The sequence below is a fragment of the Campylobacter sp. BCW_6465 genome, assembly GCF_001762815.1.
GTDB classification, from domain to species: Bacteria; Campylobacterota; Campylobacteria; order Campylobacterales; family Campylobacteraceae; genus Campylobacter_D; species Campylobacter_D jejuni.
In genome coordinates, this window is sequence record NZ_MJXN01000101.1 from 14,079 (window position 1) to 28,053 (window position 13,975).

Consider the following 13,975-nt stretch of genomic DNA (forward strand, 5'->3'; position numbering starts at 1 on the left):
TTAACGCCTTTTCTCTAAAATTTTTGCTTCATCACGTTTTACTTTTTTTACAAAAGCTACGCCTTCATCTTCTTGATATTCTTGTTTAAAGGAAACTTCCTTCTTTTGACCACCTTTTGGCACTTCATGATAAAGTCTTGCAAAATTTAGCGTATCTTTATCATCAACAAAACCAGAATCTCTTTGTTCTTCACCCACTACTTCACGATATTCTTTACCAAAAATTTTATCAATCTCATACCATCTTGCAAACTCATCACCCTTTAAAGGATAAGTTTTTAAAAGCGGATGTCCAAACCAATCATCAGGCATTAAAATGCGTTTTAAATTGGGATGATTTATGATGAAAATTCCAAACATATCATAAATTTCTCTCTCACTCCAATTTGCCCCTTTAAAAACATGAGCCACGCTTTGCAAACGCTCTTTTACGCCTACAAAAGTTTTTATTCTCACTCTTAATTTTTTTTCTAAATTTAAAAGCTGATAAAATACTTCAAAACCATTTTTATCTGCTACAAAATCAATAGCACTTGCCTCTGTAAAACTTAAATACCCTAAAGTTTTAAGCATTTGCAAAGTTTTAACGTTGTCTTCTTTTTTAATTTCTATTACCCAAAAATCAAGCTCTACAAAGGAATTTAAAATTTCTACTTGAGTTTTTAAAACTTCAAAATCATCTTTAAAAACACTTTCATTAACATCAGATTTTACAGTGTATGGCGCGTGATAAAATCTATCTTTGTAATAATTTTGAGTTTGAGCATTTTTTTTATCGCTATACTTTCTCATCATATCAACCTTTTAGGTGCGATCTTACGACTTGCTTTTTCTTTGCGGATCTTTTTTTGCAAAATCATCAAAGCAAACTGAAAACTTTCTGGGCGTGGAGCACAGCCTGGCACATAAATATCTACAGGTATAATTCTATCCACACCTTGAACCGTAGAATAAGTATTAAACATACCGCCTGTATTGGCACAACTTCCCATAGAAATCACCCATTTAGGATCAGGCATTTGATCGTAAAGTCTTCTTGTAAATTCAGCGTGTTTTTTACACAAAGTTCCTGCGATAATCATCACTTCGCTATGGCGTGGTGAAGCTCTAAAAATCGTTCCAAATCTATCAAAATCATATCTTGAACCCCCGGCCGCCATCATCTCAATCGCACAACAGGCAAGTCCATAAGATAAAGCCCATAAAGAATTACTCCTACCCCATTGAACTAGTTTATCAACGCTAGTTAAAACGACGGGCAAACCACTTGCATAATTTACTTGATGCTCTGCCATGCAAACGCTCCTTTTTTATAAGCATATAAAAATCCAACTCCTAAAAGTACGATAAAAACAAAAACTTCTAAAAGCCCAAACCAACCTAAATCTTTAAAAATCAAAGCCCAAGGAAATAAAAACACAACTTCTATATCCAAAAGTATGAAGATTAAGGCGATGATGAAAAATTGAGAGTTAATCTTGTTAGCTTGTTTAACAGGAATAGGACCACATTCATAAATTCCAAGTCCTAATTTTTTGCGATTTTTTGCGGCAAAATTATTACCAATTTTTGAAGCTAAAAAAACCAGTCCAAAAAAAATAACACTAGCAAGTACTAGCATTAAAAAAATACCGAAATAAGGATGCGAAGCATCTATATGAGACATTTATTCTCCTTTTTTAAAGCACTTTAATCACTCCACAACAAAAATTAAATTTACACTTTTCTTTATTTTACTCTAAACTTTCTATATTGAAACTTATATTAAAAAATATTTTTTAAAGTTTTAATTTTTTATGATTAAATTTATAAAAAAGATCACTTTGATGGGTTATAAATATATAAGAAATATTATTTTTTTGCTGATAGATATATAAAAAAGTTAAAATTTCTTTAGAAGTTTTAATATCAAGCGCTGAAGTAATTTCATCTAAAATCAACAATTTAGGATTTAAAACCAAAGCACGGATAAGACCTACACGCGTGGCTTCTCCTCCGCTTAATTCATAGGGTTTTTGTTCTAAAATTTGTTTTTTTAGACTAAAAAAATCAAAAAATTCTAAAATCAAGTCATCATTCTTTTGTAAATTAAAATTTTCCAAACCATCTTGTATAAGATTTTTGATTTTTTTATAAGGGTTTAAAGTCATTTTTTGATCTTGAAAGCAATACTGAATTTGCTTTCTTAAAAGTCTCTGTTTGTTTTTATCAAGCTTGTGTAAGTTAAGATTTTCATACCATACCTCACCCTCGCTTGGATCTTCTAAAAAACAAAGAATTCTAGCTAATGTACTTTTACCTGCACCACTTTTACCTAAAACTATTAAATTGTCATTTTCATTTAAAGAAAAATTGATATTATCAAAAATAATATGTCTTTCTTTTTTTAAATACCAATGCTTTTTAAGCTCATAAAACTTACTTAAATTACAAACTTTAAGCATTATAATACCTTAAAAACTCATCTAAGCTATATAAATTTGAACTATTTTTTTCTAGCATAAGAATTTCATCTGCTAAAGAATTTACCAAATTTAAATCATGAGTGATGCAAACTAAGGCTGTGTTATTTTTTAATTCTTCTAAAATCGATATAATCTTAGAAGCGTTTTCTTTATCCAAAGAAGCTGTGATTTCATCACAAATTAAAATTTGGGGTTGATTTAATAATGCTAAAGCTAGGCTCACCCTTCTTGCCATACCCAAACTTAATTCATTAGCATAAGAATGCCACAAACGATCAAGATTTTCAAATCCTAATTTTTTAAAATAAGAAAAAGCATAATCTTTTCTTTCTTTTTGTTTTAATTTTGTATGAGTTTTTAAAACAAGATGACATAAATTTCCAATATCCAAATAAGGATAAAGACTAAGCTCTGCATCTTGTAAAACAAGTGCCACCTTAGAACGAAAATCTCTAAGTTCTTCTTTGTTAAAATTAAAAATACAAGAATTATGAAAACTTAATTCATCAAAACTTATTGTGAAATTAGAATCTAAAAGTCTTACCAAAGCTTTTCCTAACAAGCTTTTACCCACTCCACTTTGTCCTAGTATCATTAAAGTTTTGCCTGTTTTTATATCTAAATTAATATCCTTAAGCAATAAATTATTCTTCAAACTGATATTTAAATTTCTTACCTTCAAGATCTTATACCCCAAATTTTTTGTAAAAAATTACCCAACCATAAAAGAGGTAAAAACAACAAAAGCAAGCTTAAAAGTGGAAAAAGTATCATCCACCAAGCACCTATAAAAACTGCTTTTGAAGACTCACTCAAAAGAGTACCTAAAGTTGGAATTTCAAATCCTAAGCCCAGTCCAAAAAAACTCAAAGTAGCTTCTGTGGCTATAGCATGAACAATATTAAATATAAAAAGTGTAAAAATCAGTGTTTTTAAAGCGGGTATTAAATCTTTAAAAAAAGCTCTAAATTTAGTTCTTCCAAGCACTATATTTGCTTTGTAAAAATCTAAATTTTCAAGTCTTTTTAATTCACTTTCTATAATTCTTGCTATGAAACACCAATGAATTAAAGCGATTAAAAAAATCATCAAAAACACATCAGAAGTTATCATGCTTTGAAAAAACATCATAAGTAAAAAAGCAGGCAAGGCTAAAAAAAACTCTAAAATACGCATCCAAAAAATATAAAAAAAACATCGTGCTAAAAACAAATAACACAAAGCAAAAATAATAGACAATAAAGATCCACCAACACCTATAATCAAAGAATTTCTCAAAGCAAAAAGCAAACGAGAAAACAAATCCCTACCTAAAAAATCAGTCCCTAAAATATAAGTAAAATTAGGAGCTTGATGCAAATTTTCTAAATGAGTGCTTAAAATATCAAAAGGAGTCAAAAAAGGTGCGAATAAGGCGCATAAAAACAAAAAAATTAAAGGCGCAAGTATGATAAGAAATTTAAACAAAATCAAGCCTTCTTAATCTAGGATTTAAAATCCTAGCTACAATATCACTTAAAAATGTAAAAAATGCTGCAAGCAAAACACTAAAAAATATAAGCGCAAGCACAACAGGATAATCTTTAAAAATAATACTTTTAAAAAGTAAAGACCCAAGCCCCTCGTAAGCAAAGACACTTTCTACCACATAAGTTCCCATCATAAAACTTAAAGCACTTCCCCCAAAATAAGCCACAATAGGACTTAAAGAATATTTCAAAACTAAAAAATAAATATCTTTTTCCCTCAAAGCTCTAGCGTATAAATTTTGAATAAAAATTTGAGAAAAACTTTCATTGATAAAATTTCTAGCAATCCTTAAAAATAACGCCAAATGTGATAAAACGAGCACCAAAACAGGTAAAATCAAATGCTCTAAACGATTTAAAAAATCATCTTCAAAGCCTATATCACTACTTCCCATAACAGGCAAAATTTTCCAAAAAATTCCAAAAATTAAAACAAACAATAAAGCTAAAACAAAAGGAGGTAAAGCAAAAAAATTAAAAGCTAAAAAAGTGATGATTTTATCTATAGAACTTTCTTTATAGTAATATCCTAAAAGTGCCAAAAAAACACTGAGTAAAAATAAAAGCATTAAGGCACTAAAACCCAAAATAAAAGTATTAAAAATTCTTTCTTTTATAAGCTTTAAAACACTTTCTCCACTTAAAAAAGAAACCCCTAAATCTCCTTTTAAAGCCTTAAAAAGCCAAATTTTATACTGCTCTAGCAAAGGCTTATCAAGCCCTAAATTTTGTTCTATTCTTTGAACAAATTCTTTACTTTGCGAATTAACTCCATTAGCATAAGCTATACTGCCTTTGCTAAAATGAAGTAAAACAAAACATAAAAAAGTACTAAAAAATGCTATAAAAATACTAAAAACTAAGCGTTTTAGCACTATTTACTCCACTCATAAATATTCCAAGTAAAACCCACTCCATGATGACCTAAAGTCCTTGCTTTGATACCTTTTAAATCTTTATTATAAACTAAAGCAAAATCAAGATAGGCTAAAAAAATAAAAGGAGGATTTTCATACAAAGCATCTATAAAATCTTTATAATATTTTTTTCTCTCTTCTAAATTTGAAGTATTTCTTGCTTTTTGCAAGGCTATATCCACTTTTTTATCATGATAATGTCCAAAATTCCAACCCTCATCATTTAAAGCACTATCTTGCGAACTTTCAAATACCCTAAAAGTGTGAAAATCAGGATCTAAAGGACTTCCCCAGCCTATTAAAAAACTATCTACTTTAGAATAATCAAAACTTCCAGCAGGTTTAGTCACCACCTTGCTTACAACTCCTATTTTTCTAAATTCGCTTTGCAAAATTCCAGCTAAACTTACCCTTAAAGGATCATTACTCATTGCCCAAATTTCAAATTCTAAAATTTTCCCATCTTTTTCAAAATTTCCATCTTTATTTTTCTTAAAACCTGCACTTACAAGCAAGTCCTCGGCTTTTTTAGGATCATATCTGTAAATTTTAAAATTCTTAGAATTTGCCCAAGAACGCTCTAAAGGGTGATTAGCTACAAAAGCATAACCATGTAAAAGATTTTTTACTATACTTTCTTTATCAACTGCGTAATTTAAGGCTTGTCTTACTTTTAAATCTTTTAAAAATTCATTATCAAAATTAAACATTAAAGCCCGATAATCAGCCGATTTTTCACGCAAAATTCTAAAATTTTCATCATTTTTAAAAAGATTTAGCAAAGAAACATCGATTAAAGCTGCGTCTATCTTGCCATTTTTAAGCTGGGCACTAGCTATAGAAGGGTCAAAAATGTGTTTTATAATAAGTCTTGGAGTTTTTACCTTATCAAGATAAAAATGTTCATTGGCTTTAAATTCAACATATTCACCTTTTTTCCATTTTACAAATTTATAAGGACCTGTGCCTATAGGATTTTGATTAAAAGAGCTTGTGTTTAAATTCTCATTTTCAAGCAAATGTTTAGGAAGCATTCCTATGCTTAAAGCATCTAAAAATGCGGGATAAGGTTTAAAAAGTGTGATTTTTACATGAGAAGGATTTAAAATTTCCACACTTTTAATGTCTTCAAAATTGACATAAACAGAAGAATTGTTTTTAGGATTTTTAAAGGCTTCTATACTAAATTTCACATCATCAGCACCAAATTTGACTCCATCATGCCATAAAACATCATCTCTTAAAAAAATATCATAAATAAGCCCATCTTTATTAACATCCCAAGACTTAGCCAAATCAGGTTTTAAACTCATATTTTCATCAAAACGCGTAAGCCCTGAAAATACAAGATTAATCACTGCATCATGATCCTCGCTATAAGCAGGATTTATCCTTGTGATTTCATTTTCAACTGCTATAATAAGCATATCTTTTTGGGTTTTTGCTTCTAAATTCACAAACAACAACATTGCAAAAATTAAAAATCTCAACATAAAAAACCTTTTTATTTTAATAACGCACAAAATTATAAAACAAAAAAACTTAACTCGCAAGCCTATACGGGGGATAAAGTTATATTTTAGTTATAAATTTCTATTTAAATACTATATTTAATAAAATTTTTATCATTATATTATTCAAATTTTTATTTTTTGAAGTTAAATTCATAAACGAAAAATCCATTATAAAGCCTATATTTAGGAGTTTTAAAGTCTTAATTTTAATTGAATAAAATTATTATTTGTATTATAATTGCAATTACTTTTGTCACATAAATGTAAGGAGATAACATGAAACAAAATCGTAGAGATTTTTAAAATGGAGTTCTTTGTTTGGTGGCTTAACCTTAAGTCCTATAAGTCTAAGTGCAAATTTATTAAAAACTCCACCATTGATCAGCAAATGGGCTGAATGTAATGTAAATTGCGGAACAAAATGTCCTGTAAAAGTGCATACTCAAGATGGAATTATTAAATAATCAGTACTGATAATGAAGGTGAATGATAGCTTTGATAATCGTCAAGCAAGAGCCTGTATTAGAGGGCGTAGTTCAAGATATAAAGTTTACAACGCAAATCGCCTAAAAAGATCTTTAAAAAGAGTGGGAAAAAGGGGTGAAGGTAAATTTTTATGCCTATTTCTTGGAAACAAGCTTTTGATGAAATTTCTGCCAAAATGCAAGAAATTAAAGAAAAATACGGCAATGAAGCCTTTTATATAAATTATACAACAAGAACAATAATCAATCGCTGTACACAAGGTCCATGGGCTAGACTTTTAAATCTTTATGGTGATTATTTAAATTATCATAATTCTTATTCTACGGCTCAAATTTCAAATGCTATGAATTTTTTCTATGGAGGATCTCCTGCTAGCGATATATACACTTTACGCTCTGCAAAATTAGCTATATTTTTTAGAGCAAATCATGTTGAAACTAGAATGGGAGGTGGTGGAGTAGGCTATGCTTATCAAAAAGCCTTTAGCACCAGGAACCGATGCAGCTTTGATTGCTGTGCTAACTTATGTGATGATAAAAAGATTTACTTGATAGAACTTTTCTTGATAAATACACCATAAGCTTTAGCGAAAATACTCTGCCACAAGATACAACCAAAACTCAAGTTATGAAAGCTATGTTTTAGGACTAAACGATGGAGTAGAAAAAACTCCTGATTGGGCTAGCAAGATTATAAACCACATAGTTCAACTTGCAAGAGAAATTACCACCATAAAGCCTTGTTTTTTATTCACAGATGCCATTTATCGCGGAAAAGAAATGGCAGATATTAGCGATGGAGTACGTGGTAAAACACAATTAAAACAAAATATCAAATTTATTTAATACAGCAGGAAATTGCCTTACAAATCAGCACAGCACCATTAAATAAGTGCATGATATTTTAAACGATGAGAATTTGTGTAAGTGTATAGTAGAGATATTAATGTAACTAGAACTCCGTCAAACAATTATGCTGATTATATCTTACCTGATGCAACTATGCTAGAGCAAGAAGATTTTATAAAACCTAGTGCAGGATATTATAACAATAAGCCTTATATTATTTATTGTCAAAAAGCTATCGAGACAGTTGGTGAAGCAAAACCTAATTTATGAAATGTGTCTTGAACTTGCTAAAAGACTTGGCATAGAAAAAGAATTTAGCGAAGGAAGAACACAAAAAGATTGGCTAAAATACCTTTATGAAGAAAGTATAAAAAAATCCACTTTTGTCTAGTTTTGAAGAAATGTGCGAAAAAGGACTTGTAAAATTTGAGCCTGTAAAACCTGTAGCGGCATTACAAAGTTTTATAAAAGATCCTATCAATAATCCTTTAAAAACTCCTAGCGAAAGGATAGAAATTTATAGCACAAAACTCGCACAAATGCAAAAAACTTGGAAATTAAAAGAAGAACAACAAATAGTGCCTATTCCTGTTTTTGAAAGCCAAAGAGAAGGGATTTTAGATCCATTAAAACAAAAGTATCCTTTGCAATTTTTTGGCTATCACTACAAAGGTAAAACGCATTCTAGCTTTTGGGAAATTCCACAAATTAGAGAAGCTAATCCACAAGAAATTTGGATAAATACCATAGATGCAGAGTAAAGAAGTATCAAAACAGGCAATGTGGTGCAAGTAAGAAATGACTTAGGAATCATACCAGGTTGTGCAGTAACCCCACAAGGCGCATGGGTAAAATATGAAAATGGCACCAATGTGGGAACTTGTGTGAATTCTTTGGCAAGTATAGTGCCAACTGCTATTTCTAAAGGAAATGGACAACATTCTATTTTAGTTGAAATTGCAAAAGTTTAAGGAGAAAAAGATGAAATTAGAAGAAAATTCACAATTTGGTTTTATGCTAGATCAAAACAAATGCTTAGGCTGTAGGACTTGCTCACCTTCTTGCAAGGATTATAAAAACATGCCTGTGGGGGTTAATTTTCGCCGTGTATTTGAGACTGAAGCGGGAAATTGGACCTGTAAAGAAGATGGAAGTTTTGAGCAAAGTGTTTTTGCTTACTACACTTCTATTTCTTGTAATCATTGTTCTAATCCATCTTGTCTTAAAGCTTATCCAACCGGTGCAACAACGAAAATAAATAGGGTATAGTAACAATCGATGATAGTATGTGTATAGGCTGCAAAGCTTGTTCTATGGTATGTCCTTATGGCGCACCTCAATTTAATCATGAAAGTGGTCATATGAGCAAATGCGATGGGTGTTATGAGAGATTAAAAGAAGGTAAAAATCCAAAGGAATTTGCAATGGTGGTTGCTTTTATCCCTTCATTTTTTCATTTAAATGATATTGCACACATTTTTAATGTATTAAATAGAATGGGTGTTTTTTATGCAAATAATGAGTGACATATAGGCTGGATGAATAATGAAATTTTATTTGTATCTCTTGTGTGTGCTTTGGGCTTTTTGCTTTATCTAAAAACTTCAAATTGGGTGTTTTATCTTACGCTAATATGTGGAATTTTAGGACTTTTCTTTATGAGTGGAGCTTATGGCTCCATGCAAGAAAGTGTGCCTACTTGGGATTTTAAGATCACTTTGCTTTATTTTTTCGCTAGTACTATATTTTTAGGTGCTATTGTTTATTATTGTTTTTTTGAAAATAGCGAACATGAAAAAAATGTCGTTTTTTACAGGACTTATGGGCATAGGGCTTTAAGCACTGCTATAGTTTTGCAAACCCTACATGTAGGACAAACTTGGATTATGGGGCTTGTAAACCCTTTTGAACTTTTAGGTGGAGCCTATGATTGGTTTATATCGCTTTCTTTTGCATTCTTAGGACTTGGGATTTTTACTTGGTATTTGCATAATTATTTACATGAAAAATTTAAAAGTAAATTTTTTGCTTATTTTGCCCTACTTTGTGCATTTTTAGGGGTGTTTACCACTAGAATGCTATTTTATGGACTTATAAGTTGGGACATTCTTAATGCAAAAATTGGCAATAGATATATTTATCAATTTTTTGCAAAATCCACCTAATCATTTTTTGCTAGAAAAACTTAAAAAAGAAGAATTCTGGCAAAATTGGTTTTTAAAAAATAATAGCAAATTACAATGCACCGCTTTAAAGCTTTTATCATCTTCAAACGAAGATGATAAATTAATAGCAAGTGATTTTACTTCTTTGTTTTTAAGTGATGTTGATTATGTAAAAGCACCGCCTTTTGCTTCTTTTTATCTTGATGAAAATAAAGAAATTTATTCAGATAATTCTGATAAAATTAAGCAAATTTTTGTGCAAAATAACTTTTTTTCTTTTTTTAATGAAGAACCTGCAGATAGCTTGATAAATGAATTATTATTTATTAGTTTTTTAATCAAAAAACAAGATGATATAACTTTGCAAAAATTCTTAAAAGAAGAATTTTTTACTTGGTTTAACATGTGGAGTTTTGATGTTATCAATAAAGCTAAAACACATTTTTATAAAGCATTAGCAATATTAATGCAAGACTTTTTCAATCAACTAAATACAAAATTTTAACACAAGTCAATTTTTTTCTCCTTTTTAAGATATAAAATATCTCTTTTACAATAAAAAGGAGAAATTATGACAAAAAAACAAATTCAAATCATCAAAGATTGTGTGCCTATTTTGCAAAAAAATGGAGAGGATTTAACCAATGAGTTTTATAAAATAATGTTTAATGATTATCCTGAGGTAAAACCTATGTTTAATATGGAAAAACAAATTTCAGGAGAACAACCAAAAGCTTTAGCGATGGCGATTTTAATGGCAGCCAAAAATATAGAAAATTTAGAAAATATGAGAAGCTTTGTTGATAAAGTTGCCATAACTCATGTTAATTTAGGGGTTAAAGAAGAGCATTATCCTATAGTTGGAGCTTGCCTTTTAAAGGCTATTAAAAATCTTTTAAATCCTGATGAAGCCACTCTTAAAGCTTGGGAAGTTGCTTATGGAAAAATTGCTGAATTTTATATCGATATAGAAAAAAAGCTCTATGATAAATAATACAAGCCCATTTTGGGCTTTAATCAAATTTTTCTACTAAATTTTTAGCCAATTCCTTTATATTCTCACCCTTTAATTCGCTGATTTCACCATTTTGAGCCAAGAAAATTCTATCAGCACTATCAAAATATGCATCATCATGTGTGATAGCAAAGATTGTTTTACCTTGCTCTTTTAACAAAGGTAAAAGTTTTTTATAAAAAAATCTTCTAAAAACAGGATCTTGATCAGCCGCCCATTCATCAAGCACTAAAATATCCCTTTCTTCAAGCAAGGCTATAAGCATAGCTAAACGCTTTTTTTGCCCTGTAGAAAGTTTGGTTAAGGTCAGTTCATTATCTTTGACACTTGTTTTATCTTTAAGTTCTAAAAACTCCAACCAAAAAGCAATTTTTTCTTCGCTTGCAAAATTTTCTTTATTTAAGGTTTTAGTAAAAAGATGAAAATCGCTAAAAACAGCAGAAATAAGAGATCTATACTCATCTAACTTTTTATCATCTATAAGCGTATCATCAACATAAATTCCGCCTTTGCTTGGCTTAAAAAGTCCTGTCAAAAGCATACAAAAAGTGGATTTACCACTTCCATTTTTACCTATTAAAAATACCAATTCACCTTTTTTAAGTTCTATATTTACAGGATTTAAGTGAAAATTTTCTTCATAAGCAAATTGAGTATTTCTAAAAGAAATTTTTTTCCATTCGCTAATATAATGTGTTTTTTTAAAACCTTCTATATAATCATCTAATTCCAATTTTGCGATCTTATCCAAAGCGATTTTTGCCAAAAGCAAAGTAGGAAAAGATCCTATCATAGATACTAAAGGGGTTCGTAAAAACAAAATAGAAAGAGCTATAGTTGTAGCATCTGCAACACTTGCCCATTCAAATTTTAAAGCTAAGTAAAACTCTACGCCTACTAAAGCCAAAAGAGTTACATTTGTCCAGTTGTTTGAGAGATTGTTAAAAAGATTGCCTAAAGTACTATTTTTCTTTTTCAATCTTGCATTATTTTCAAATTCATCTTCATAATAAAGCTTGGCTCTATCACGATTGATCAAAAGTTCTTTATGTCCATCTAGTATATTTTGGTAATTATTTTGCAAAGCATCGTCATTTTCCCTTGCCTTTCGAAAATACTGATATACTTTCATCATCAAAAAATTATTAGTAATAAAAATAACCATAATCCATACCACACACAAAGCAAAAATTTGTGGTGAAAGATAACATAAATAAACACTAGTGCATAAAATCAATATACTTGATTGTAAAAAATCAGGCAATCTTAAAAGCCCAAAAGATATATTTCTCACATCACTTCCCAAAGAAGCTAAAATTCTAGCCTTACCTACTTTAGCCACTCTTAACAAAGGGGTATCTAAGATCTGCTTTACTACACGCCTTTGCATTTTAAAAATAAAATTTTGTCCAAAAATACTAAGTCCAAGTTCAACTATGGTAGAACTTATAAAAAATATCAAAAGCAAAACAATAAAATAAAAAATAGGAATGTTTTGTGCATTTTTAAGCAAATAATCATTGATAAAAACAAGAGTTAAAACTCCAACAGCACTTGTAATAAAAGAAAAAAGCAAAAAAGAAATCAACTTTAATTTATTTTGCTTAAGTAATTCCATAATAAAAGGCATTTATAAACTCCAAAATATAATTTTAATTATAACATTTTAAGAGTGATTATTAAAATTTTATTTTATCTTTTGCTATAAAAACAGCACAAATAGCCAATAACGCTAAAAAAATCATATATACTCATACCATATAAAAATGGATTTTCATTTTTACTCGCGAGTGTATTAAGCCAAAAAACGAGTTGCGGAGTAATACCGCCTGAAATTGCATAAGCAATATTATAAGAAAAAGAAATTCATGAAAATCTTATTTTAGCTCTAAAAACTTCACTCATTAAAATAGGTGCAAACACATTAATTCCACCTAAAAAACAAACAATCGAATACAAAATACATACCAAAACCAAATTTTTAAGCTCATATAAAGCATAAAAATATAAAAAAGAAAAAAATACAAAAATTAAAGAAAATAAAATGCAAATTTTAAATAAACCAAATTTATCTACAAGATAACCCATAAAAGCCCCGCCTAAAGCTATTCCCAAAATTCCTAATATCTGCAAATAATTTCCTTTAATCTCACTTAAATTTAAAATACTAGGCATAAATTTAGGCATTAATAAAACAAGCACAATAACACAACCTGTTAAAACTCAAGTCATCACCATTGATGAAAATAAATTTTTTACAATATCCTTTTCTTTAAATAAATCTTTAAGTGGAAAAGAACTAAGCGATGATTCTTTTTTCATTTGTTTAAAAACAGGAGTTTCTTGCAAAAATCTACGCAAATAAATAGAAATAATCCCAAAAATTCCACCTACAAAAAAAGCAATACGCCATGCATAAGCAGCAATTTCTTCTATGCTAAAAAAAGCATTAATGATTAAAAATACTATACTTCCTAACAAAATTCCTAAAGCCATAGCTGAATTTAAACAGCTTAAAAAGAAAGCTTTTTGTTTTTCTTGACAATGTTCTCTTGCAAAAACCCAAGCCCCAGGCAATTCTCCACCTATAGCTATACCTTGAAAAATTCTTACAAGTATCAATAAAACAGGAGCTAAAAACCCAAGAGTTTCATAACCTGGAATAAAAGCTAAGACAAAGGTAGGAAGAACCATTAGTAAAATACTTAGCATAAACATATTTTTACGCCCAAATTTATCTCCAAAATGTGCCATAACTATACCACCTAAAGGACGTGCTAAATATCCAGCTGCAAATGCTCCATAAGTATTTAATAAAGCCCAAAATTCACTCATACCTTTAGGAAAAAATACATTGGCTATATATTCAACAAAAAAGACAAAAATAATAAAATCATAAAATTCTAAAGTTCCTCCTAGTGAAGAAAGTCCTAAGATCTTAATTTCCTTTGTTCCAAATTTTGATTTTCTCATTGATTAATTACCTTAAATTTTAAAAACATTGTTTTTATTATACTATAATCATTTCCAAAATAT

General features: G+C 29.4%; 17 protein-coding genes and 2 pseudogenes. 9 read left to right on the top strand and 10 right to left on the bottom strand.

Annotated features, from left to right (window positions below):
* From AJ886_RS07195 to AJ886_RS07230, 8 genes are all read right to left on the bottom strand, one after another.
* The gene (locus tag AJ886_RS07195) at positions 1–795 is read right to left on the bottom strand and encodes an NADH-quinone oxidoreductase subunit C (RefSeq protein WP_083267252.1); all 795 of its coding nucleotides are present in this window, start codon (positions 793–795) and stop codon (positions 1–3) included.
* Entirely contained in the window at positions 792–1,295 is a 504-nt protein-coding gene (locus AJ886_RS07200) for a NuoB/complex I 20 kDa subunit family protein (protein WP_002851253.1), read from the bottom strand. The genes AJ886_RS07195 and AJ886_RS07200 overlap by 4 nt, the downstream gene beginning before the upstream one ends.
* Positions 1,277–1,666 (bottom strand): NAD(P)H-quinone oxidoreductase subunit 3, encoded by a 390-nt coding sequence (locus tag AJ886_RS07205; protein ID WP_002824972.1) that lies wholly within the window; start codon positions 1,664–1,666, stop codon positions 1,277–1,279. Before AJ886_RS07205 ends, AJ886_RS07200 begins: the two co-directional genes overlap by 19 nt.
* A 112-nt stretch (positions 1,667–1,778) precedes the next feature.
* Complete coding sequence (locus tag AJ886_RS07210; protein ID WP_070287466.1) at positions 1,779–2,444, bottom strand: ATP-binding cassette domain-containing protein; 666 nt, start codon at positions 2,442–2,444, stop codon at positions 1,779–1,781.
* Complete coding sequence (locus tag AJ886_RS07215) at positions 2,437–3,147, bottom strand: ATP-binding cassette domain-containing protein (protein ID WP_032599167.1); 711 nt, start codon at positions 3,145–3,147, stop codon at positions 2,437–2,439. The genes AJ886_RS07210 and AJ886_RS07215 overlap by 8 nt, the downstream gene beginning before the upstream one ends.
* Positions 3,144–3,938 carry an ABC transporter permease gene (locus AJ886_RS07220; RefSeq protein WP_074487149.1) on the bottom strand — a complete coding sequence of 265 codons (795 nt, stop codon included), beginning with the start codon at positions 3,936–3,938 and terminating at the stop codon, positions 3,144–3,146. The genes AJ886_RS07215 and AJ886_RS07220 overlap by 4 nt, the downstream gene beginning before the upstream one ends.
* On the bottom strand, positions 3,925–4,869 hold the full coding sequence (locus tag AJ886_RS07225; RefSeq protein ID WP_070287467.1) for an ABC transporter permease: 945 nt from the start codon (positions 4,867–4,869) through the stop codon (positions 3,925–3,927). The genes AJ886_RS07220 and AJ886_RS07225 overlap by 14 nt, the downstream gene beginning before the upstream one ends.
* Positions 4,869–6,404: an ABC transporter substrate-binding protein gene (locus AJ886_RS07230; RefSeq protein WP_070287468.1), complete on the bottom strand. Its 1,536-nt coding sequence runs from the start codon at positions 6,402–6,404 to the stop codon at positions 4,869–4,871. The genes AJ886_RS07225 and AJ886_RS07230 overlap by 1 nt, the downstream gene beginning before the upstream one ends.
* 335 nt (positions 6,405–6,739) lie before the next feature.
* On the opposite strand from AJ886_RS07230, the gene AJ886_RS10820 reads away from it, so the two are divergent.
* The 9 genes and pseudogenes from AJ886_RS10820 (at position 6,740) to cgb (ending at position 10,918) form a co-directional block, all read left to right on the top strand.
* On the top strand, positions 6,740–6,889 hold the full coding sequence (locus tag AJ886_RS10820) for a hypothetical protein (RefSeq protein ID WP_002862223.1): 150 nt from the start codon (positions 6,740–6,742) through the stop codon (positions 6,887–6,889).
* A gap of 152 nt (positions 6,890–7,041) precedes the next feature.
* Entirely contained in the window at positions 7,042–7,491 is a 450-nt protein-coding gene (locus tag AJ886_RS10825) for a molybdopterin-dependent oxidoreductase (RefSeq protein WP_070286654.1), read from the top strand.
* A 346-nt stretch (positions 7,492–7,837) separates the two neighbouring features.
* Positions 7,838–8,029, top strand: coding sequence for a molybdopterin-dependent oxidoreductase (locus AJ886_RS10830; RefSeq protein ID WP_070287469.1), 192 nt, complete (start codon positions 7,838–7,840; stop codon positions 8,027–8,029).
* A gap of 113 nt (positions 8,030–8,142) precedes the next feature.
* On the top strand, positions 8,143–8,520 hold the full coding sequence (locus AJ886_RS10835; RefSeq protein WP_070287470.1) for a hypothetical protein: 378 nt from the start codon (positions 8,143–8,145) through the stop codon (positions 8,518–8,520).
* Between the two features lie 24 nt (positions 8,521–8,544).
* Positions 8,545–8,730 carry a hypothetical protein gene (locus tag AJ886_RS10840; protein WP_053872597.1) on the top strand — a complete coding sequence of 62 codons (186 nt, stop codon included), beginning with the start codon at positions 8,545–8,547 and terminating at the stop codon, positions 8,728–8,730.
* Positions 8,731–8,740: 10 nt separating this feature from the next.
* Positions 8,741–9,171: pseudogene (locus AJ886_RS07255) on the top strand (4Fe-4S dicluster domain-containing protein); the annotation flags it as partial.
* Between the two features lie 126 nt (positions 9,172–9,297).
* Complete coding sequence (locus AJ886_RS07260) at positions 9,298–9,924, top strand: DmsC/YnfH family molybdoenzyme membrane anchor subunit (protein ID WP_079860282.1); 627 nt, start codon at positions 9,298–9,300, stop codon at positions 9,922–9,924.
* A complete protein-coding gene (locus tag AJ886_RS07265; protein ID WP_186820682.1) occupies positions 9,881–10,429 on the top strand; it encodes a molecular chaperone in 549 nt (182 codons plus the stop codon). The genes AJ886_RS07260 and AJ886_RS07265 overlap by 44 nt, the downstream gene beginning before the upstream one ends.
* A gap of 66 nt (positions 10,430–10,495) precedes the next feature.
* Positions 10,496–10,918, top strand: a complete 423-nt coding sequence (cgb, locus tag AJ886_RS07270; protein WP_070287472.1) for a single-domain globin Cgb — start codon at positions 10,496–10,498, stop codon at positions 10,916–10,918.
* Positions 10,919–10,937: 19 nt separating this feature from the next.
* On the opposite strand, the gene AJ886_RS07275 is transcribed toward cgb, so the two are convergent.
* Both AJ886_RS07275 and AJ886_RS07280 read right to left on the bottom strand, forming a co-directional pair.
* Positions 10,938–12,569, bottom strand: coding sequence for a multidrug ABC transporter permease/ATP-binding protein (locus AJ886_RS07275; RefSeq protein ID WP_002938403.1), 1,632 nt, complete (start codon positions 12,567–12,569; stop codon positions 10,938–10,940).
* Between the two features lie 49 nt (positions 12,570–12,618).
* Positions 12,619–13,912: pseudogene (locus AJ886_RS07280) on the bottom strand (MFS transporter).
* Positions 13,913–13,975 lie beyond the last annotated feature (63 nt).